The organism is Rhizobium sp. SVR5-2C, assembly GCF_056755115.1.
This window is the reverse complement of the sequence record NZ_JBNDHT010000138.1, coordinates 1-18589: the sequence shown is the minus strand read 5'-3', so window position 1 is coordinate 18589 and position 18589 is coordinate 1. Positions and strand designations below refer to the sequence as shown.

The following is an 18589-nucleotide window of genomic DNA, read 5'->3' as shown; positions in this document are numbered from 1 at the left end:
GGACATCGAACTGCAGAAGCGCGCCAAACGACGGGGCGAAACCGAAATCGTGAAGCGGACAACGGCTGTTCCAGGAGTGCTCGCCGCCTCGCGTCCACTCCAGATCGTCCAGGTCGATCATACCAAAGCAGATATCTTTGTCGTAGACGAGGAAACGCGTCTGCCGATCGGAAGGCCTTGGCTAACTCTGGCGATGGACGTCTGCAGTCGGATGGTGGCAGGGTTTTACCTCACGATGGAACCCCCTTCCCGCCTCTCGATCAGTTTGTGCTTACTACACTCCGTCTTTGACAAATCGCCTTGGTTGCGGGAGCGCGAGATCGTCGAACCGTGGCCGGTCGCCGGTCTCCCTGAGACATTGCATGTCGATAACGGCAGCGACTTCAGGAGTCGCGCTTTCAAGAGAGGGTGCGAGGATGCCAGCATCGCGATCGACTGGCGACCACCGGGCGAACCACGCTTCGGCGGCCATATCGAACGGTTGATCGGCACCCAGATGGGTAAGCTCCACTTACTACCCGGCACGACCTTCAGCAATGCGCAGGAGCTTGGCGAATACGATTCGAAGCGGCATTCGGCACTAACTTTGCGCGAACTTGAGCGCTACATCGCCCTCGACATTGTCGGTACCTACCATCAGTCGATCCACCGCACTTTGGGCCGCCCGCCAATCGCCGTCTGGCTCGAGCACGAGGGTGAAATTCCACTCCGATTGCCGCAAGATCGCATGCGATTTTGGCTGACATTCCTGCCCGAGCAGGAGCGTACATTGCAGCCAACCGGGATCCATCTCTTTGGACTGCGCTATTGGTCGGCAGCCCTGAGTGCCGACGTCGGGATTGCAAATCGCCGGCTGCTCGTCAAATACGACCCAAGGGATATGTCTCGTGTCTTCGTGCGACGACCATCGGGCAACTTTGTGGAAGCTCGCTACGCCGATCTCACCTTGGCCTCGGTAACGCTGCACGAAGCATTGGCTGCAAGGCGTACGCTGCTGGCGAAAGGGCGACGAGAGGTCAACACCCGCACTATCGTTGGCACAGCCATTGAGCAGCGCAAACTGGTGGATGAAGCGGTGAAGGCCACCGCGACTGCACGACGAGGTCGCACTGCCAGCACAAAAACGAAAGGGGATGACAGCGGGTGGGGCTCGCTTCGGGGGATCGATTCCAGCAAACCTGTGCCTTTCGACGAGGACATAGAGTGAGCTGGCATGAACGCAGAAATCTCCCACCTGACTGTAACCGCGGCGGAGCTGCTCGGTGAATCGGACAAACAGCGCATCCGCGCGATAAGATCACGTCGCTGGCTCGTTTATCCGCGTGCCAAGCAGGTACTCGATCGCCTCAACTTCTTGGTCGATCATCCACGCGGGACGCGAATGCCTTCGATCGCCATATACGGCGACAGCGGAATGGGCAAAACAATGATCATGAAGCGTTTCCGTGACCAGCATCCGCCAAGCTTCAATTCGCTCACCGGCAGGCTGAAGACGCCGGTTCTCGCAATGGAGATGACCAGTCGGCCTGGAGAGAGGCGATTTTATGCTGAACTTCTGACCCTCCTCGGCGCACCACAGCGGCCGCGCGCCGATATCGCACAAATGGAGCAAGCTTCGTTGCGCATTATGGAAGCGATCGGCGTGCAAGTGCTGGTGATCGACGAGGTGCATAACATTCTCGCTGGAACATATCGCGAGCAACGCATCGTCCTCAATACATTGCGCTTTCTGAGCAACCGCCTTCAGATCTCGCTCGTCTGCTTCGGGGTCAATGACGCTCGTGAGGCCATCGGTGGCGATGTGCAATTGGCGCGCCGCTTCGAACAGTTCACGTTGAGCCGTTGGGCTGCAAACGAGCAGTTCGAAATCTTAGTCGCCTTGATACTGCGTAACACACCACTGCGTCACCCATCCGTTTTAACTGCAAAATCATTGCGACGGATACTGCAGATTACCGAGGGTATCACTGCCAACATCTTCCACATGATCAACTCCCTGGCCATCGAGGCAATCGAAACCGGAACAGAGCGAATTACCGATGAAGCCATTGAGAAGTGGGAGCCGGAATTTGACGCCGAAGCAGCATTTGCCTGAGATGGGGATATCCGCCCGGCAATTGCCGGTAAGGCTGGCTCCCTGCCCCGATGAACTTCTGTCCTCATGGATCATTCGGCATGCCACTTTCTACGCCATCCCTCCGTTGGCCATGCTTCGGCATTGCCTCCCCGAGGTGCGGTCATTGCGCACGGCCGATTTAGATCTCACCGAAGTTCAGATCGTCCGAATAGCCCAAATGTTCTCGATCGATCCCGCCACGGCCCGCGGCATGACTTTCTCGAATATTCCGCAATCGTCAAGGCGGCTAATTGCCGGCGAGCCTCGGCAATTATGTTGCGGCTGTCGTCGGACTGTCCACGGGTCGCACATCGTTCTTCGCAGCCAATTTCTCGGCTGGCGGATCACCTGCCAGCTTTGCGGGAATCTCCTTCAAAGCATTGGTGCGCATAACCGCCCTTCTCCCTTCAGTCGCTATCACCGTGCCGCGCTGATAGGAGAGCGGATACTCGACGACGAGGCCGAGCATGGTATCCAAAACTGGGTGTCGCCAAGTGAGATTGCCCGCCTGCTGCTGATGCGGCGTATTCCAACGTCTTTCCCTGATCATTACGAACCATCACGCTATAGAGTGCTCGGCGTAATCATTCCCGATCTCGATGACGTCCTAAAGATGGAAACTAGCGAACTTCCGACCCCAGCAAGTCCAATCTTGCCACTGCACTTGCGGCCGGCTCTTTTAGCTGGCGTGGCCATAGTCCAGCGTGCCGGACCGGAGATGCTTTACATGCTGCGTGGCCATATGATGGGTGAGAACAAAACCCGCTTCAGCAACGCTATAGAAGAGATGGTGGACTGCGCGCGTCAGTCGCGGACGGCTTCGCAGTTGCCCTTAATCTGAGATTCTCGGCTCACGGAATCTCAAATAAACTGCCAACTAAAAAAGAAACGGCCGCATTCTCACGTTTAAGTGCCAAACAACATCGCTTTTTCGATTTGAACATCATCAAACTGTCGACCCGTTGCGCCTTGCGCTTCAGAGCTCCGAGGTTGAACGTATGCCGCCAAGGCTGCGGCGTCGCGCCCGTCCGGTCGCCGGAGCCGAATACTGGCTAAAGTCCCGGCTCAACCGCTTCATCGGCAGTGATGTCTTCAAAGCGGTGCTGATCGAGAGGGATCGCGACAGGCGGACGGAAGGCCCTTTAGGGCAGATGGTCTCGGCCATCCATGCGGGTTGCTCATTCTCTTTCCCGAGCCGGCGTATTCGAGATTTGCCATCGAAACGGCTCTACGTGTTCAATCCCGCAGCAACTCCAAAGGATTTGCACGGCCTGGTCGGCGGCGTCGCAAATTGGCCCGATCTATTTCGGTGTACCGCCACAATGGCTGCCGACAAGATCAGACCGAGCCAGTTACTCCCTAACTCGCATCCTACCTCCGGCACCGGATCGCCGGGCTGAACCTGTTCACAGCGCTCATCATATACTGGCATACCATCCATCTCAGCCACGCCGTGGTCGAACGGCGATGAGGGTCTTGATGTGCCGCCCGAGCTCTTAGCCCATATCTCTCCTTTGCGATGGGCGCCACTCTTCCGCCCTCGACCTTAACGTGGCGGGTTCGCAAGGTCGTCAGGCCGTATGACTTGTTTGCTTCCGCGTAAGCGGTGTTTCCAATTCGAATATAGAGGTTGTCGAGCATCCACACGACCGTCGCGAGGGCCTTGTCCATGTTGAGGCCGCGTGAACCGAGGTCCATGTCCACCTTCTCCCGTAGTTCCGGGAGGCGGTCAGCAAAGTCGGCGAGGCGCTCGAATTTGGCGCGCCCCCGCTCATCGTGCCAGTCGGCATGGTAGCGGTATTGCCGCCGCCCGCGGTCGTCAGTGCCGATTGCCTGGAGGTGAGAGTACGGGTTCGTGGAGATGACGACATCAGTGTAAGCTGGCGGAATTGCCAATGCGTTCAAACGCCTGATTTCGGCGGCGTCTGTAATCCGCCGCCCGTCGGGCATATGGTAGACGAAGCCCCTTTTTCCTTGCTTGCGCGTGATTCCGGTTTGAAGTCCTGGAACATATACAAGTTCGGATGCGATCTTTGCTTCCGCGGCAGCCGTTGAGATATCATCCTCCGAAATCATCTTGTTCATGGCGCGATAACTCCGAGGACGAACCGGTGTTCCGTATTATCGGGCCGCCCGTACGTTAGCAGACCGACGGGCGAATTCTTTTGCCGCGAGCCGCTTTCGAGCGTAATATTCTTCATCGGCTGACGTATGCCAACGGGTTCCTGCCGCTTGAGAGACAATCTGCTCTTGCCCCAACAGGGAGGAGAGCCGTCATGTCTCTTTTCGAACTACTTTCCTATACAGACGATGAGATTGAGCTTGTCGCCATGGCATTGAGCCGCTGGTCGGAGAGAAACCGTGTCAATCTCCAAAGCGAACGAGGCTGGGAAGCGCTCCAGGCGGCCGTCGCCCTCGTAAGTACGGGCGTCAAGGCGCCAGAGGAGATCGGCGCAAGACTCGATGAGGTTTGCGCGCCACCCGCCTCTGGTTACCCTTCTTCTCTTACTGATAAGTCAAAAGCTAACTGACGAACCCGCTTCGGCCGAGGTTCGGAACTTACCCACGACGCCGTCGTTACTGCTCACCATTTCACGAGGAGCGGTTATGAACGACGAGACCTGGGCCACGACTATTGAATTGCAATTGCGCCCGGGCGGTCAATCCTACGTCATCACAGGAACACGGGCAGCCTTGACATTGCTGACAACCCGGTGGCCGACGACGTCCGGTCCGGCTTTCTTTCGTGCACAAGAAGTTTGTCTGGCGGCGCTCGACAGTCGGATGACTCACGAGGCAGCACGAGCCGCTTTTATTGCCGCCGCCAGAGAAGCTGGCCTATGGATGCGATATTGATCGTGGCTTTCCAGCAGCGGCCATAGCCGGCCGTTTGGTGTTCCAGACACAGCAGAAAGGCCTCGCGCAGACGAACCGGCGGAATCATCAATGAGCGGACCGGAACGATGCGGCTTCCTTATTCGTTTTCTGCATCGGGATCGGTTACGCGATCCCTGAATGCTGATGAAAACTAGCCCTGCTTCGGCAGGGCTTTTTTTGGGGGTATGTTAACGGACCGAAACGAACAGCCGTTCGGCTCGTTGATGAGGCGGAATGCGCCAGGCATTACCCCGCCAGCGCATCCAGCCGGCGAATGCTGGCCACCTTACCCCGCCCCCACCTGCGGGGTCCTTTTTGTCCGTACGGTATCGAACGGGAACACTCACTAATGCCGATCGTTAATAGGTGGGCCGCGCGGTAGGCTTCCTTACCTCAGCCTGTGATGATGGGCTTTCATCCAGGCCCGCGCGGTTTCCGTGTCCCTTAATTGCCCCGCTTCGGCGGGGTCTCTTTTGTCCGTACGCTAGCGGACCGGAACGTTCGCTGGCGTCGATTGGTTATCGATATGACCGCGCGGCAGCCCTCCTGTTAAACGCCAGCGATATTTGACCCATCGTCCTGGTACCGCGCGGTCACCCAAGTTGGAGGACAAAATAAATGCGAGCACTGAACCTGATCACGCTACTGCTGGTTATTATTGGCGGCATCAACTGGCTGCTTGTCGGCATCGCCAACGTTGACTTAGTTGCCTCCCTCTTCGGCGGACGCGACAGCGCCGTATCGACCATCGTCTATATCCTCGTCGGACTTTCAGCGCTGTGGCAGCTAGTGCCGTTTATCAGGGCCATTTCGATCGGGGAAACGGCAGCCGAGGCAAATGCGAGTCGCTTCGACTAACGCCGAGAATAATTGTCGGCGATGTTCGGCATTTTCCCATGATTGTCTAGCGGGCATCAGACCTTAAGTCCTTGAGCGCCTTTGCCCAGGATGGCATGCTGGAAAGCACGGCGGCCGAAACAAGCCCCAAATTGGTCGAGGCCGTGCTCTGCGACAGGGCTCTTCCTTCTTTGACACTTAGGACGAGCCCTAGCCGTACCCCCTGGGACGCTTGGGCCGCGTGGCAGTTCCTCCTGTTCAACCGGATAACACCCCTATCCGGGTGCCGCGTGGTCAATTCCGCGCTGAATGGCTAGGGGACCTATGAGGCGCGGCAAGGGCTCGCTTTTCCGTAGGAGCGGGCCCTTCGATCCGCAGATAACGACTGGCTTAACCCTAATTGACTATTGACGAGCAGGCTCCCTGGCGCTTTAGTTTTAGGCGCTGGAGCCCCCCAAAGCACAGCGCATGGCGGCCACGGTTCCCACTATCCCGAGGTCGCCATAAGACCAAGGGCTCGCCATCTCCGACCCTTTTGGGCGGGTCCCTTGGTACCTCCTTAGACAGCTCGTGTCCTTGACAGAACTGGAACCTAGCGCCTGCTCGGCTTGTTGATTGGGTGGATTGCGCATATTGCCTCTCCTAGCAGCGCATCCAGCCAGCAGCAGTTCTGGCGACCTGACCCCGCAACCACCGGCGGGGTCCTTTTCGTCCGTACGGTACCGGGCGGGAACGGTCGTCTATCCCGAGCGTTTCTATAACGGCCGCGTGGTTGCCTTCCTTACCTCAGTCGCCAGTGATGTCGGATTGACAGCTCTCATCCTGGTGCCGCGTGGTCAATCCCGCGCCGAGTGCCTAGGGGACCCATGAGGCGCGGCAAGGGCTCGCTTTTCCGTAGGGCGAGCGCTTGGATCCTAACCCTTATTGATTATTGACCAGCCGGCTTCCAGGAGCTTTATTTTAAAGCGCTGTAGCCCCCAAGCACAGCCGTGGCCGCGTTACCCAATATCCGCGGTCGCCATTTAGACAAGGGGCTCGCCATTTTTGAACCTTTTGGACGAGCCCCTTCGTCGTATTAAGGCCGGACGATCGGCGTTCGCCACAAGGTCTTGTTCGCCCTTCCCTACGCATCATCAAGCTTGCTGCTCAGCACCTCGACGCGGGTTGCGACCTTGTTGATGCTCTCTATCGCGATGTCGAGCTTCCCCCAAGGGATTCCACGACGCGATCAACGCGGGAGTTTGCCGCTTCTATGCCGTTCTTGTTTTCCGCCGTCGCCTCAAGCGCTCTTGTCACCTGAAATGAAAGCGGTGGTATTTGCGATACCTGCTGCTGCGTGTCGTCGAGAACCTTCTGTGTCCGTTCCTGAGCGTTCTGGATATCGGCGATATCTCGATTGAGGCTGACCCATACCCCGCCGATGATGAACGCGTTGACAAGAGCTGCGCCGATGATGGCGATGAAATGCGCCGGGTTGATCTTCGGCTTCTCGACGTCGATGTGCATGGTGTCTCCGTTCATTCCTGCGCGCCCTGCCCTTCAATGCGAATGCGATTATCAGCAGCCCTGTGATCTGCCGAAGCGGTTATGTGATGCGACTTGGTTTGCGAATGGCCTATCCGTTTTCAGGATCGTCACAGAAGTCTCAAGGCTTGGCTGAAGCTTCTCGAACCCGGCGCATGCAATCGACTTTGTCGCTGTCTGGCAGCCCGAAATCATTGCACAAAGCGGCAGCATCAAGAGAAGAGACTTGACCATTGATCTTTCCTTTTTCGGCAAAGCGTTTGATCGCGGCTTCCAGGGCGACGGTTGCGGCCTGCTGGCGGCCTTCAGAGCGCCCGACGAGGATTGCAGGGTAAATGGCGACGAGAGCGCCTAATGCCGCTCCCGCTCCAATCTTGAGCCATTCAGGCAGCAGCTTGAGCATTGACCGCCACCTTCAGATCGAGAGCATCCTGCAGCTCGTCCCTCTTGCGCTTCGCATACCAGCGATAGGCAAGGCCGCCGAGCGTCAGCACGGCGCCGGCGATGATCAGCCCGGCGACAAGCTTGCCGATGAATTCGCTGCTGGTGCTGAGCGGCGTCAACTGATCCTGAGCTTGCTGCAGCGTGCCGGCCAGCGTGCCGGAGCCAATGCCGCCACCCGTCGTCGCGTCGGCAACGGCCAGCACCGGGGCGGGCTTGGCATCGGAGATCAGCGCCTTGGCCTCGCCGCCCGGGACGTACTCGATCTCTGGACCGACAGAACCGGTTGCCCATGCCTGACCGACAGCGCGCACGCTGTTGACGCGGGCCGTCCAGCCCTTGCCGAACGTCTTCCATGTCTTCAGCGCCTTGAGGAAGGCCATACGGCGGTCAAGGATGCGGACGATCAGGCTGTCATTGTCGTTGACGCCCCCGAGAGCGAGAAGCGTCCCCTGCCCGAGAATGCCGTCTATGAGACCTTGATACAGTCCCATCGCCTGAAGCGCGCGCTGCAGCCACTTTACGGATAGCGCAACGCCGGAGTTCACCGAACCGTCAAAGACGACACAGGAGACGCCGGGCGCCAGCTTGTCGCCCTTGATTTCGTCCCAGTATTTCTTGCGGTGGCCTCCAGCTCGGAGTTGCTGATATTTCTTACCCGCATGAGGGACAGGCCATGCGAGCGGCGATACTCATCATCGACCCGCTGCGTGACGCCCTTCATCGTCGCGCCGCCCGGGTCCTTCGGATTGTTGGAATAGCCGCCCTCTATGACAAGCACCTTGGCGAGAGAACGTGCGAATTCATTTGCGGGGTCGAGGACTTGCATTGATGCTCCAGATTGTTTCGAAAGGTTCAGGCAAGCCACCGGCGCGATAGGCGGTCCCACTTGCAACAAGTGACTTGGCGTGAGCACAATGCCGGAAGTCGATTCCCGCTTGTGCCCGATGATCATGAGGATCTTTTATATGGTCTATGACTGGACTGGTGTGCGCACCCGGCGTATCCGCAGAATTAAGTTGGCAGTGGCCTCGATCGTGGCCCTGGTCATTGTGGCTGCACCAGTTCTCGCGTTTTCCTAAAGAAGTGTGTATCGACGTCGGACGCAGCATTGAATGTGCTGCGCCGGTGGCTGACCCGGCGCGGCATGGAGACCTGGCAGGACCCAGACCTTTATGCCGGGTCTCCGCCTGTCACGGCCACACCACCGCATCAGCGGCCGCCCGCGCTTCCTCGACGACCGTTGCCGCGTCGATCGCCGCTTTTGTGCCGAGCCGCGCCGCTTCGATTGCGGCTCCCTTCTGTTGCCAGAAGATGAAGGCACCATTATCGCCCGCCTCCTGGGCTGCCTGTGTGGCAGGTGCGCGCTGCGCCGCATACTCGACCGGTATCAGTCTCGATCCCGCCCACCAAGCCTTGACGCCAGATGAGCGGCCACTCGTGGACTGGCTTGAGACTGCCGTTCTCATGGTAAAGGTCGGCAATGTCCGCTACGGCCTCTTCAGCCAGGCGCTTGAGCAGCCAGTCAGCGTCGATCTTGGTCCGCTCAGACCGCTTTGCCTTCGCTTCCTCAATCGCGGCGGCTACTCCAACATTCTCCAACAGCCGCGGGCCTTGGGAATGTGCTGTCTTCTCACTATACCCGGCGCGTATCGCAGCCTGGGTGGCGTTGAGGTCTTTCAGATACTCCTCGACAAAGCGAAACTGCTTTACACTGAGCACGGCAGACCTCGTTATTAGGCGGATGCCTTCTCGGCATAAAATTTGTTGGCGACGTCCTTTGTCTCCTGATCGAGGGCCATCTTCTGGACCTGCAGCGAGATCGAGTGCCGCTTTTCGCCGTTGACTATTCGATCCGGTCTTCGGTAATCGTCGCATGGGCCATGATGGTGACCGGCTGGCCGGTGTCGAAGTCGCGATCGGTCAGACCCATCTTCTTGAGGGTTGTATAATCGAGAAACAGCGTCAGGCCGTAGGGATAGTCCGGGCGATCGGATTCGGTCGGCCCTTTCTCCCAACGGTCAAGCTCTTCTTTCTTCTCCGCCGCGGTACGCGCGAGGTCGACCATCGTTGCCATGGTGTTATCCCTGTTCGAATGAATCAGCCTGCATGCTGCGCCGGTGGTCAGCGTCAAAACGGTGGCTGACGGGACATTTGTTGACAACGTAGAGGCGGCCGTCCTGTGACCCTTGTAACCTGCCTCGGAATATGCGTCGGTTGTGGTCATGCCCTTGGCGATCGCTGGGCGAAACGCTCATGCCTGCGTTTGTCAGGACTGGCATGGGTGATCTTAGGAGGATGAAATGAGCAAAGACGAAGACGCGCTGTTGGCGGATCAGATTAATGGCGCCGCCGATAAGGCAAAGGCCGAGAAAATCAATAACGTCGACATCTTAGCCATGGCTGCAGCCCTGCACACTCAGTTTCCGCATCGAACCGAAGCTGAAATCCTAGAGAAGATTAAAGACGCTTGGCGAGCACGCGAACTCTACTGGGCCTCCTAAGCAAAATCATTTCTACCGGCCGGTGGGGCCATCACATTTCGCGATATGAATTTTCTACAAGATGGACCACACCGCATAGACGAGACAGGCGGCAGCAACGGCACAGAGAAGCGTGAGGATCGCGCGTTCTGCACGGGGACTCATAACCGCCACCATATGGGCAGCGATCCGATGAAGAAGATCAGCGCCACCAGGGCGATGTAGATGGCCCAGTCGATAGCCATGCGGATGTCAGGATTAAGCCGAGCCACAGCGCCTTGCAGCCGATGTGCAACCCCTGGTCCTGGGCGAACATTATCCGCCCCTTTACCTTCGCCTCGTCGATGACCGTATGAAATAGCCATTCTGCTAACCCGAGCCATACATTGCCGGTGATCAGCGCTACACCAGTGCCTTGTATGCCGGAGTGCGCGACCAGATGATAAACGCGCCGCGGGCCTGTTTGTTTGGCCTTTGAGAGGAAATCTCCCTGCAGCGGGTAATCGCAGACCCAGTGCACCGCAAGCAGCATCAGCGCCAGCGTTAGAATGCTTTCCATGATCTCTCCTGAATGTTCCCGGCTGACCCACTTCGCGCCGTATATGAAAGGGCGGCCAACCCCGGAGCGGCGGCGCGGGCTCTTCACCCACGAGGCCATTGTCTTGTCGCCGGGGACAAGTCGGAGTCTCCGCTCCGTTCAGAAATTGCTGGTTCACCCAGATACGGGATCGAGAACGCCTATGGACAAACAGATGGTAACAACTACCTGTCCAATAGGCCTCGGACGCGTAACTTTTGGAGGACCAAGTCATGAATCGAAACATGATCATTGGAGTCGTGGTTGGTATCATCATCATAGTAGCTTTGATGATGTTTTTCGGACGCGAGCGACCAGGCGGGACCGCAACCGCTCCGGGCTCGCCGCCCGCTTCTACTGAGACCACACCGCCTGCTAACCCCGCACCAACCACACCAGCTCCTTCAAACTGAAGCGGCTCGCTCTCCAATGAAAAGCCCGCCTCCGGGTTACGGGGCGGGCTTGTGATGGCATCAGTCGGCTGGGGTGAAATCGAGATAGTATGAGCCGCCGACCACGAAGGCCTTGGCCGCGTCGGAGTTTACCGTCCCCATCTCAACCTTGCCCCAAGGCGTGTACTTGAAGAACTGATCGTTTTCGGCGCTGCCGGATGTGACCGGCTCGAAGGTGAGTGAAAAGCCACCCTGGTTTTCGTTGCGCTGGGTCAGCTTGAACTTTGCTCTGCATACGGGTGCGCTCATGCGTCTTCTCCTTGTTTGCCGGGAACCGCCGGACACGGATGTTGATTTTTCCGCCCTCGAATGAGGAAGCAAAAATGAACATCGGAAAGGTGCGGAGGCGGGCCCGAAACAAATGGGCCTGCTTCGCGTTTATCCTATAGGCGCTACTGCTTACGGGGCGCCATAAGTGAAAGGAGGACATCATGTCTTCCGACCTCCCCTACATGCCATACGACCGCCGCGCAGAAGGGAACGGCACATGGACGGTTTTTGATGCCATGACCGGACGTCCTCTCCTCGGGCATAAGCCGGCGGCTAGGCTGACTGCTAAGGATGCAACCGAACTGATGGACATCAACCGGAATACGGTTGCGCCCGCATGGCGTCGTCTCCCCAGATATGCAATTCAGGGACTTCCAGAACAGAAAAGCCGCATGAATCGCGATCAGGCATAATGAAAAACCCGCCACCGGGTGGTGACGGGTTGTGGTGGTCGGGAAGGCCAAGGATCATTTTGCCCGAGGGCAGCCCTTCCTTCGCAGATTGGCGGGTCGCGCCGCCTTCCCGATATCATTGAGGCATTGCCTCGAATCCGTAGTGAGGGCGGGGTAGATGTCACCCTCTCGGCTTGCCGCCATCGAGCATCCCGATGGCACTCCACTGGCTTTGGTGCATCGATCCTTTTTCAATGGTTTGGAAGTAGGCCTGTTGGATCGCAATCAGTCTGATCCGAGCCATGCCGTTCAAACATAATGCCGCCCGCCGCCATCGCACTGGCAAGATGAAGTTCAAGGTGACAAACTGGCGGGAATACGAGGCAGGTCTTCGCGGGCGTGGTAGCCTGACATTATGGATAACGCCGGAAGCATTGGCCGGATGGCATGCGCCCCGGCGGAGAATCCGTGGCGGCCAGCGGCGGTATTCCGATCTTGCCATTGAAACAGCCCTGACACTGGCTTGCGTGTTCAGCCTGCCCCTTCGCCAGACCGAGGGGTTCATAGGGTCGATATCTTTTTGGGACTGCAACTGCCTGTCCCTGATCATACGACCTTGAGCCGCCGGGCACAGCGGTGGGAACGAGCCGGAAGACTGCCGTCGATGCCGGACGGGCCAATCCATATCCTGATCGACAGCACTGGGTTGAAAATATACGGCGCTGTCCAATGGCTGGAAGACAGGCACGGCACCAGATCGCGGCGCAACTGGCGCAAACTCCACCTGGCGGTGAACGCCGGTAACGGTGACATAGTCGCAGAAACATTGACCGACCAGAACACCGACGATCCGGCGCAGGTGGAGCTATTGCTCAATCAGATAGATGGTGAGATTGGTCAATTCACAGCCGACGGTGCCTATGACGGCAAGCCCACCTACCGGACCGTTCTTGAACACAGCGATACCGCCAACATCGTCATTCCACCTCGTTCGACGGCGGTGGAAAGCAATGGCGATACGGGGCCGCCTGATCAAAGAGACAAGCACATCGCGGCGATCGCAAAAGACGGTCGGCTGAAATGGCAGGCAACCACCGGCTATGGCAAGCGCTCATTGGTCGAGACCGCGATCGGTCGATACAAGAACCTGATCGGTCGACGCTTGCGGGCTCGTTCGTTTCCGGCTCAGCAGACCGAGGTTGCCATTGGCTGCATCGTGCTCAACCGCATGCTGGCATGTGCACGTCCGAACTCTGCCCGCTGCCAAGAAAGGCAGGCGTAATCGCCAACATCAAAGAACCGATTGCGTCCGTTGACAATTCCAGCTGCATTCATGCACCAGCGCCTTGCGCAATCCTCTCCGTCAGGAAACTGATCTCACCTCGATCCGCTTTGCCACCGCCTCCGGAGCTCTCGGGATGGCGAGGTGAAGCACACCGTACTTCAAGTTCGCCTCAATTCTATGGATGTCGAAATCACCGGAGAGAGTGAACTGCCGCTCGAAATCGCCAACCCCGTACTCGCGATAGGCCTGGCTGTAGCCCTCGGGGGCGTCCTCTTCGACGCGGCCATAGATCGACAGCACCCGCTTCTCCAACGTGACCTCCAAACCCTCCGGGTTCACGCCGGGCAGATCCGCAACGAGGACAAGGCCGGTTTCGGTCTCGTAGATGTCAACTCGTGGTACGAAGACCGGCCTCTCATGGGTCCGCTCGCCCGCGTCCTGCTCCGCGGACAGCTTGCCCCCCAGCTCCGGTTGGCTAGTCAGCGCGGCCTGAGACTGCTGCTTGCTCTCGCCCTTAGTTCCAGCTTTCGTGGTCTCTCGCTTAGCCATGATCCGCCCCCTTGCTCGCCTTCACATTAATACGCCTGGGTTTGTCCTCTTCAGCTCGAGGAAGATCCAGAGTCAGTACGCCATTGACGAGATCCGCTTCAACCTTGTTCGGGTCTACCACAAACAGCAATGACACGGTCCGCACAAACCGGCCCCCACGACGCTCACGCCGGTGATATCCTTGGGCTTCCTCAGTTTCGGTGTGCCGCTCTCCGCTGAGAGTAACCGAATCTCTGTGAATCAAGATGTCCAAGTCTTCTGATCTTACTCCAGGCAATTCGGCGGTGATGATGACGCCGTCCTGGTTTGCGAAGACATTCACCGCCGGGAATTCCAGCGCCCTTGCGGCGCCCCGGCTCACTTCGTCTTGGAAGCGGCGTATGTTGCGGAAAGGATCTGCGCCGTATAGCATTCGTGCGACCATTGTCTCCTCCTCAGAAGGCCGCCCCACAAGGCCCTCGGCTTGCCTCGATACCACGTGGGCCATCGCCGCTCTTCACCGCCGGATGGCCTGACGTGTTGAAGATTGCTCCCAAAGGGCGGGTTTCGCAAGATCGAACCCTCTTGACATACTTCGCCATTTGCCCCCCTCTCGAGGAAACGTTAAGTCGCTGCTATGGCAATCGAAACCGGGCGATCATGGACGGGCGCGCCCGTGGTGCAACGGCCCACCATCGACACGATGATCGTCCGGACTCACTTTGGCAAATGTCGCTGCATGCCGTGCGTAGGGCGTGAATGATTTGGCGATTGCGGTTATGCTTGCGGCACCGCCCCAGGGGGTGGGGGCGGAATGGTCGATATGATTGAGGCGCGGTTGCGATGGGATCAGGTGCATGAAGGACCCGTACGAGACGCTCGGCGTAACTCGCTCTGCGACTGACAAGGAGATTAAGGACGCATTCAAGAAGCTGGCGCGCAAGTTCCATCCCGATCTGCATCCGAGCGACAAAGAGGCCGAAGCTAAGTTCAAGGACATCTCGGCTGCCAGTGACCTGCTCAAGGACAAGGAGAAGCGGCGGAGGTTCGATGCGGGCGAGATCGATGCCAGCGGAGCGGAGCGATCGCACGAGCGGTTCTATCGCGACTTCGCCGACGGGCCCGTCTATGCCACGCATGCAGCGCAAGACGGGTTTGCCGGTAACGAGGACCTGGAAGATTTTCTGGCGCGCGCGTTCGCGGCGGGGGACAACGGTCACAGGGCACTTTGCGGGCGCGCGGCCAGGATGTGAGTTACGTGCTGCCGGTTCGGTTTCTGGAAGTGGCCAACGGCGCCGCTCGCACGCTTATGCTGCCTGAGGGCAAGATGCTGCAGGTGACTATTCCGGAGGGTGCGGACGACCGGCAGATGCTGCGGCTGAAAGGTCAAGGAATGCCGGGCTTCGGCGGCGGGTCGGCGGGAGACGCCTACGTTGAGCTTCATGTCGAGCCGCATCCGTTCTTCCACCGCAAGGACGATAACATTCACGTGGAGGTTCCGGTCACTCTGAAGGAGGCGGCGCTGGGCGCGCGAATCGAGGTTCCGACCATAAGCGGCCTGGTGACGATGACTATCCCGAAGGGCTCGAACACGGGCAAAGTGATGCGACTGCGCGACAGGGGCATTCGCAACCGCAAGACCGGGCAACGCGGACATCAACTGATCACCCTGAAAGTCGTTCTGCCCGCAGTCGACGAGCCTGAGCTGACAGGGTTCCTGGAGACCTGGCAGCCGAAAGTCGCACAGGAACCGCGCAAGGAGATGTTCACATGATGCGCGTTGATGACCTTGTTACAGCGATAGCTGCGCTGCAACGCAGCGATCTCGAAGCCTGGATCCGCGACGAACTTGTTGTGCCGCGGCAGGAAGTCGGATCGTTGCTCTTCACGGAGATGGAATGCGCTCGTGTCCGCCTGATCTGCACGCTGCGCTATGAGCTCGAGATCGACACGGACACGCTCCCGGTCGTAGTGTCGCTGATCGACCAGCTCTACGACACCCGCCAGCGCCTGTTGTCACTGACCGCCGCCATGGCGGCGCAGGACGAGACCGTTCAGGCCGCGATCATCGCTGCGCTGGAGCGGGATGAAGCGAGTTCTGCGGCACGAAATGTGACCTGATCCGCCAAACGTTGGACCTGCGCCGTGCTCGCCTGCGCGTCCTCGGCCAGCTTGATGATCTCGGACAGGGCGGTGTCCTTTCCGACGCGCGTCGTCGTGAAGCACAACAACGAAGCAGCGCAGGTCATCGGCGGTGCTGATGGCTGCGGCTACAAGCTTGACGATGAGAAGCTTACCGCTTTCCTGGACAAGATAGCTGACCTCGACGCAACCTCGAGGATGCAATTCACCAGTGCCCGAGGCATGCAGGCGAAGGTGATCAATTCGATGGTCGAGACAGAGAAGAAAGCCCAGTGCGCACTTCAGGCCAAGAAGGCCCAAAAGTACGGCATCACTCCCTAGCCACTGCTCAGCCAATCGTTCATGATTGCATGTTGATGCTCGACAGGGCGTCCTGGAGATTTCGCTTTGCGCGTCGTGCGCGACGGGCGAGCCTTAGATTGTGTGTCATGCATGCCGTCAATACGGGCGAGCAGCCTCGGCAGAAAAAGATCGGCGCTTCACCGCCCGTTCTTGATTTATGTCAAAACCTCCTAGTCCACGAAGCGCTATCCCATCGACAGTGCGAAGATTAATTTCATTTCCAGAGACTGGAATTGATTACATCATACCGCCCATCTCAGGCATGCCGCCGCCCATCGGAGGGTCCTTCTTCGGAAGTTCGGCGATCATGGCTTCGGTGGTGACGAGCAGGCCGGCGATCGAAGCTGCGTCCTGAAGCGCCGTGCGGACGACCATGACCGGGTCGATGATGCCCATGGTGATCATGTCGCCGAACTCGCCGGTCTGAGCGTTGTGGCCCCAGTTGTCAGTGTCGTTTTCAAGGATCTTCCCGACAACAATTGAGGCTTCGTCGCCAGCATTCTGAGAGATCTGTCGAATCGGAGCTTGAAGCGCCTTGCGGATGATGTTGATGCCGGCGTTCTGGTCTTCGTTGTCGCCCTGGATATTGAGCACCACGGAGCAGCGCAGCAGAGCCGTGCCACCGCCAGGTACGATACCTTCCGCAACGGCAGCGCGGGTCGCGTTGAGTGCGTCGTCAATGCGATCCTTCTTTTCCTTCACTTCGATTTCGGTGGAACCGCCGACGCGGATGACGGCAACGCCGCCAGCGAGCTTGGCAAGACGTTCCTGCAGCTTCTCGCGGTCGTAGTCGGAAGTGGTTTCTTCGATCTGAGCTTTGATCTGGGCAACGCGGCCTTCGATGTCGGACTTGGCGCCAGCGCCGTCGACGATCGTGGTGTTTTCCTTCCCGACAACGACCTTCTTCGCGCGGCCGAGCATGTCGAGGGTAACAGACTCGAGCTTGATGCCGAGGTCTTCGGAGATCACCGTACCGCTCGTCAGGATGGCGATGTCTTCGAGCATGGCCTTGCGGCGGTCGCCGAAGCCCGGAGCCTTGACGGCAGCAATCTTCAGGCCGCCGCGCAGCTTGTTAACGACGAGCGTAGCGAGAGCTTCGCCTTCGACGTCTTCAGTGATGATGAGGAGCGGTTTGCCGGACTGGATAACTGCTTCGAGAACCGGGAGCATAGCCTGGAGGTTCGAAAGCTTCTTCTCGTGGATCAGGATGTAGGCGTCCTCGAGCTCTGCCACCATCTTTTCCGGGTTGGTGACGAAGTACGGGCTCAGATAGCCACGGTCGAATTGCATGCCTTCGACGACTTCAAGTTCGGTTTCGGCGGTCTTGGCTTCTTCAACCGTGATGACGCCTTCGTTGCCGACCTTCTGCATAGCGTCGGCGATATAGGCGCCAATTTCCTTCTCGCCGTTTGCAGAGATCGTGCCGACCTGTGCGACTTCTTCCGAAGTGTTGATCTTCTGGGCCTTGGCCAGCAGATCCTTGACGACTTCAGCAACGGCGAGATCGATGCCGCGCTTCAGGTCCATCGGGTTCATGCCGGCAGCAACGGCCTTGCCGCCTTCGCGAACGATCGCCTGGGCGAGAACGGTAGCAGTCGTGGTACCGTCACCGGCGATGTCGTGGGTCTTCGAAGCAACTTCGCGGACCATCTGGGCGCCCATGTTTTCGAACTTGTCCTCGAGCTCGATTTCCTTGGCGACGGTGACGCCATCCTTGGTGATGCGCGGAGCGCCGAAGGATTTGTCGAGGATGACGTTGCGACCCTTCGGGCCGAGCGTGACCTTCACGGCGTCAGCGAGAATGTCGACGCCCTTGAGCATCTTTTCGCGCGCGGTGCGGCCAAACTTGATTTCTTTAGCTGGCATTTTGAGAACTCCTGAATAGAGTTGTTGGCGATTTCGGGTAAAGAGCGACCGGCTGGATCAGCCGATGATGCCCATGATGTCGGCTTCCTTCATGATCAGAAGCTCTTCGCCGTTGATCTTGACTTCCGTGCCGGACCACTTGCCGAACAGAACGCGGTCGCCAGCCTTGACGTCCAGCGGAACGACCTTGCCGGACTCGTCGCGAGCGCCGGAACCGACGGCGACGATTTCGCCTTCCTGCGGCTTTTCCTTGGCGGTGTCCGGAATGATGATACCGCCTCGGGTCCTTTCTTCGGACTCAACGCGGCGAACGACGACGCGGTCGTGAAGGGGGCGGAAATTGGTGCTTGCCACTGTCTAATCCTTTGATGATCCGCCGGTGCCCTGTTCGCCCGGAAGGGCGGCATATTTCGATCATTCCGGCAGCGTGGCTTTCGGAAAACGATGGCCTTCCGGT

The 18589-nt window shown here is 58.5% G+C and carries 22 protein-coding genes and 4 pseudogenes; 13 read left to right on the top strand and 13 right to left on the bottom strand.

The annotated features are described in order from the left end of the window. From ACPYOI_RS28690 to ACPYOI_RS28675, 4 genes and pseudogenes are all read left to right on the top strand, one after another. On the top strand, positions 1-1207 hold a 1207-nt coding region (locus ACPYOI_RS28690), incomplete at its 5' end, for a transposase (RefSeq protein WP_481423688.1). A 6-nt stretch (positions 1208-1213) separates the two neighbouring features. Then, positions 1214-2095, top strand: coding sequence for a TniB family NTP-binding protein (locus tag ACPYOI_RS28685; protein ID WP_481423687.1), 882 nt, complete (start codon positions 1214-1216; stop codon positions 2093-2095). Beyond that, a complete protein-coding gene (locus ACPYOI_RS28680) occupies positions 2070-2957 on the top strand; it encodes a TniQ family protein (RefSeq protein ID WP_481423686.1) in 888 nt (295 codons plus the stop codon). Before ACPYOI_RS28685 ends, ACPYOI_RS28680 begins: the two co-directional genes overlap by 26 nt. Before the next feature lie 313 nt (positions 2958-3270). Further along, positions 3271-3666, top strand: a pseudogene (locus ACPYOI_RS28675) (Tn3 family transposase); the annotation flags it as partial. Positions 3667-3712: 46 nt separating this feature from the next. Here ACPYOI_RS28675 and ACPYOI_RS28670 read toward each other — a convergent pair. Continuing rightward, positions 3713-4066 (bottom strand): annotated as a pseudogene (locus tag ACPYOI_RS28670) (DNA topoisomerase IB); the annotation flags it as partial. A gap of 326 nt (positions 4067-4392) precedes the next feature. On the opposite strand from ACPYOI_RS28670, the gene ACPYOI_RS28665 reads away from it, so the two are divergent. From ACPYOI_RS28665 to ACPYOI_RS28655, 3 genes are all read left to right on the top strand, one after another. Beyond that, positions 4393-4647 (top strand): hypothetical protein, encoded by a 255-nt coding sequence (locus ACPYOI_RS28665; RefSeq protein ID WP_481423685.1) that lies wholly within the window; start codon positions 4393-4395, stop codon positions 4645-4647. A 76-nt stretch (positions 4648-4723) separates the two neighbouring features. Beyond that, positions 4724-4972 carry a DUF982 domain-containing protein gene (locus ACPYOI_RS28660; RefSeq protein WP_481423684.1) on the top strand — a complete coding sequence of 83 codons (249 nt, stop codon included), beginning with the start codon at positions 4724-4726 and terminating at the stop codon, positions 4970-4972. Positions 4973-5611: 639 nt separating this feature from the next. Continuing rightward, positions 5612-5851, top strand: a complete 240-nt coding sequence (locus ACPYOI_RS28655; protein ID WP_481420104.1) for a DUF378 domain-containing protein — start codon at positions 5612-5614, stop codon at positions 5849-5851. 1164 nt (positions 5852-7015) lie between these two features. Here the strand turns inward: ACPYOI_RS28655 and ACPYOI_RS28650 are convergent. From ACPYOI_RS28650 to gp10, 6 genes are all read right to left on the bottom strand, one after another. Further along, entirely contained in the window at positions 7016-7351 is a 336-nt protein-coding gene (locus ACPYOI_RS28650) for a hypothetical protein (RefSeq protein WP_481423683.1), read from the bottom strand. Between the two features lie 124 nt (positions 7352-7475). Continuing rightward, positions 7476-7757: a hypothetical protein gene (locus ACPYOI_RS28645; protein ID WP_481423682.1), complete on the bottom strand. Its 282-nt coding sequence runs from the start codon at positions 7755-7757 to the stop codon at positions 7476-7478. Further along, positions 7738-8382, bottom strand: a complete 645-nt coding sequence (locus ACPYOI_RS28640) for a putative peptidoglycan-binding domain-containing protein (RefSeq protein ID WP_481423689.1) — start codon at positions 8380-8382, stop codon at positions 7738-7740. The genes ACPYOI_RS28645 and ACPYOI_RS28640 overlap by 20 nt, the downstream gene beginning before the upstream one ends. Then, positions 8340-8624: a glycosyl hydrolase 108 family protein gene (locus tag ACPYOI_RS28635; RefSeq protein ID WP_481423681.1), complete on the bottom strand. Its 285-nt coding sequence runs from the start codon at positions 8622-8624 to the stop codon at positions 8340-8342. The genes ACPYOI_RS28640 and ACPYOI_RS28635 overlap by 43 nt, the downstream gene beginning before the upstream one ends. A 497-nt stretch (positions 8625-9121) precedes the next feature. Continuing rightward, a complete protein-coding gene (locus ACPYOI_RS28630) occupies positions 9122-9673 on the bottom strand; it encodes a terminase small subunit (RefSeq protein WP_481423680.1) in 552 nt (183 codons plus the stop codon). Next, on the bottom strand, positions 9642-9872 hold the full coding sequence (gp10, locus tag ACPYOI_RS28625; protein WP_481420108.1) for a capsid staple protein: 231 nt from the start codon (positions 9870-9872) through the stop codon (positions 9642-9644). The genes ACPYOI_RS28630 and gp10 overlap by 32 nt, the downstream gene beginning before the upstream one ends. A gap of 226 nt (positions 9873-10098) precedes the next feature. Between gp10 and ACPYOI_RS28620 the strand changes: the two genes are divergently transcribed. Then, the gene (locus tag ACPYOI_RS28620) at positions 10099-10299 is read left to right on the top strand and encodes a hypothetical protein (RefSeq protein ID WP_481420109.1); all 201 of its coding nucleotides are present in this window, start codon (positions 10099-10101) and stop codon (positions 10297-10299) included. 181 nt (positions 10300-10480) lie between these two features. Here the strand turns inward: ACPYOI_RS28620 and ACPYOI_RS28615 are convergent, their stop codons facing one another. Further along, positions 10481-10837 carry a DUF3307 domain-containing protein gene (locus ACPYOI_RS28615; protein ID WP_481423679.1) on the bottom strand — a complete coding sequence of 119 codons (357 nt, stop codon included), beginning with the start codon at positions 10835-10837 and terminating at the stop codon, positions 10481-10483. Between the two features lie 491 nt (positions 10838-11328). Next, positions 11329-11556, bottom strand: a complete 228-nt coding sequence (locus tag ACPYOI_RS28610; RefSeq protein WP_481420044.1) for a hypothetical protein — start codon at positions 11554-11556, stop codon at positions 11329-11331. Between the two features lie 182 nt (positions 11557-11738). On the opposite strand from ACPYOI_RS28610, the gene ACPYOI_RS28605 reads away from it, so the two are divergent. Together ACPYOI_RS28605 and ACPYOI_RS28600 are read left to right on the top strand one after the other, a co-directional pair. After that, positions 11739-11990, top strand: a complete 252-nt coding sequence (locus ACPYOI_RS28605; protein WP_481420043.1) for a hypothetical protein — start codon at positions 11739-11741, stop codon at positions 11988-11990. 281 nt (positions 11991-12271) lie between these two features. Next, positions 12272-13251, top strand: a pseudogene (locus tag ACPYOI_RS28600) (IS5 family transposase). A gap of 81 nt (positions 13252-13332) precedes the next feature. On the opposite strand, the gene ACPYOI_RS28595 reads toward ACPYOI_RS28600, so the two are convergent. After that, positions 13333-13803 (bottom strand): Hsp20/alpha crystallin family protein, encoded by a 471-nt coding sequence (locus ACPYOI_RS28595; protein ID WP_481420042.1) that lies wholly within the window; start codon positions 13801-13803, stop codon positions 13333-13335. After that, positions 13796-14227 carry an Hsp20/alpha crystallin family protein gene (locus tag ACPYOI_RS28590; protein ID WP_481420041.1) on the bottom strand — a complete coding sequence of 144 codons (432 nt, stop codon included), beginning with the start codon at positions 14225-14227 and terminating at the stop codon, positions 13796-13798. Before ACPYOI_RS28590 ends, ACPYOI_RS28595 begins: the two co-directional genes overlap by 8 nt. 412 nt (positions 14228-14639) lie before the next feature. On the opposite strand from ACPYOI_RS28590, the pseudogene ACPYOI_RS28585 reads away from it, so the two are divergent. From ACPYOI_RS28585 to ACPYOI_RS28575, 3 genes and pseudogenes are all read left to right on the top strand, one after another. Further along, a pseudogene (locus tag ACPYOI_RS28585) lies at positions 14640-15556 on the top strand (DnaJ C-terminal domain-containing protein). Beyond that, positions 15553-15903 (top strand): chaperone modulator CbpM, encoded by a 351-nt coding sequence (locus ACPYOI_RS28580; protein ID WP_481423678.1) that lies wholly within the window; start codon positions 15553-15555, stop codon positions 15901-15903. Before ACPYOI_RS28585 ends, ACPYOI_RS28580 begins: the two are co-directional and overlap by 4 nt. A gap of 72 nt (positions 15904-15975) precedes the next feature. Next, positions 15976-16245, top strand: a complete 270-nt coding sequence (locus ACPYOI_RS28575; RefSeq protein WP_481420038.1) for a hypothetical protein — start codon at positions 15976-15978, stop codon at positions 16243-16245. 258 nt (positions 16246-16503) lie between these two features. Here the strand turns inward: ACPYOI_RS28575 and groL are convergent, their stop codons facing one another. Together groL and groES are read right to left on the bottom strand one after the other, a co-directional pair. After that, positions 16504-18132 carry a chaperonin GroEL gene (gene groL / locus ACPYOI_RS28570; RefSeq protein ID WP_481423677.1) on the bottom strand — a complete coding sequence of 543 codons (1629 nt, stop codon included), beginning with the start codon at positions 18130-18132 and terminating at the stop codon, positions 16504-16506. A 57-nt stretch (positions 18133-18189) separates the two neighbouring features. Continuing rightward, positions 18190-18486: a co-chaperone GroES gene (gene groES, locus ACPYOI_RS28565; RefSeq protein ID WP_481420037.1), complete on the bottom strand. Its 297-nt coding sequence runs from the start codon at positions 18484-18486 to the stop codon at positions 18190-18192. Positions 18487-18589: the final 103 nt, after the last annotated feature.

Bases quoted from the DNA above. Each gene is read 5' to 3' on its own strand.
- ACPYOI_RS28685 (WP_481423687.1), top strand. From the start codon at position 1,214: ATGAACGCAGAAATCTCCCACCTGACTGTAACCGCGGCGGAGCTGCTC.
- ACPYOI_RS28665 (WP_481423685.1), top strand. From the start codon at position 4,393: ATGTCTCTTTTCGAACTACTTTCCTATACAGACGATGAGATTGAGCTT.
- ACPYOI_RS28660 (WP_481423684.1), top strand. From the start codon at position 4,724: ATGAACGACGAGACCTGGGCCACGACTATTGAATTGCAATTGCGCCCG.
- ACPYOI_RS28655 (WP_481420104.1), top strand. From the start codon at position 5,612: ATGCGAGCACTGAACCTGATCACGCTACTGCTGGTTATTATTGGCGGC.
- ACPYOI_RS28650 (WP_481423683.1), bottom strand. From the start codon at position 7,351: ATGAACGGAGACACCATGCACATCGACGTCGAGAAGCCGAAGATCAAC.
- ACPYOI_RS28645 (WP_481423682.1), bottom strand. From the start codon at position 7,757: ATGCTCAAGCTGCTGCCTGAATGGCTCAAGATTGGAGCGGGAGCGGCA.
- ACPYOI_RS28635 (WP_481423681.1), bottom strand. From the start codon at position 8,624: ATGCAAGTCCTCGACCCCGCAAATGAATTCGCACGTTCTCTCGCCAAG.
- ACPYOI_RS28630 (WP_481423680.1), bottom strand. From the start codon at position 9,673: ATGCGACGATTACCGAAGACCGGATCGAATAGTCAACGGCGAAAAGCG.
- gp10 (WP_481420108.1), bottom strand. From the start codon at position 9,872: ATGGCAACGATGGTCGACCTCGCGCGTACCGCGGCGGAGAAGAAAGAA.
- ACPYOI_RS28620 (WP_481420109.1), top strand. From the start codon at position 10,099: ATGAGCAAAGACGAAGACGCGCTGTTGGCGGATCAGATTAATGGCGCC.
- ACPYOI_RS28615 (WP_481423679.1), bottom strand. From the start codon at position 10,837: ATGGAAAGCATTCTAACGCTGGCGCTGATGCTGCTTGCGGTGCACTGG.
- ACPYOI_RS28610 (WP_481420044.1), bottom strand. From the start codon at position 11,556: ATGAGCGCACCCGTATGCAGAGCAAAGTTCAAGCTGACCCAGCGCAAC.
- ACPYOI_RS28605 (WP_481420043.1), top strand. From the start codon at position 11,739: ATGTCTTCCGACCTCCCCTACATGCCATACGACCGCCGCGCAGAAGGG.
- ACPYOI_RS28595 (WP_481420042.1), bottom strand. From the start codon at position 13,803: ATGGCTAAGCGAGAGACCACGAAAGCTGGAACTAAGGGCGAGAGCAAG.
- ACPYOI_RS28590 (WP_481420041.1), bottom strand. From the start codon at position 14,227: ATGGTCGCACGAATGCTATACGGCGCAGATCCTTTCCGCAACATACGC.
- ACPYOI_RS28580 (WP_481423678.1), top strand. From the start codon at position 15,553: ATGATGCGCGTTGATGACCTTGTTACAGCGATAGCTGCGCTGCAACGC.
- groL (WP_481423677.1), bottom strand. From the start codon at position 18,132: ATGCCAGCTAAAGAAATCAAGTTTGGCCGCACCGCGCGCGAAAAGATG.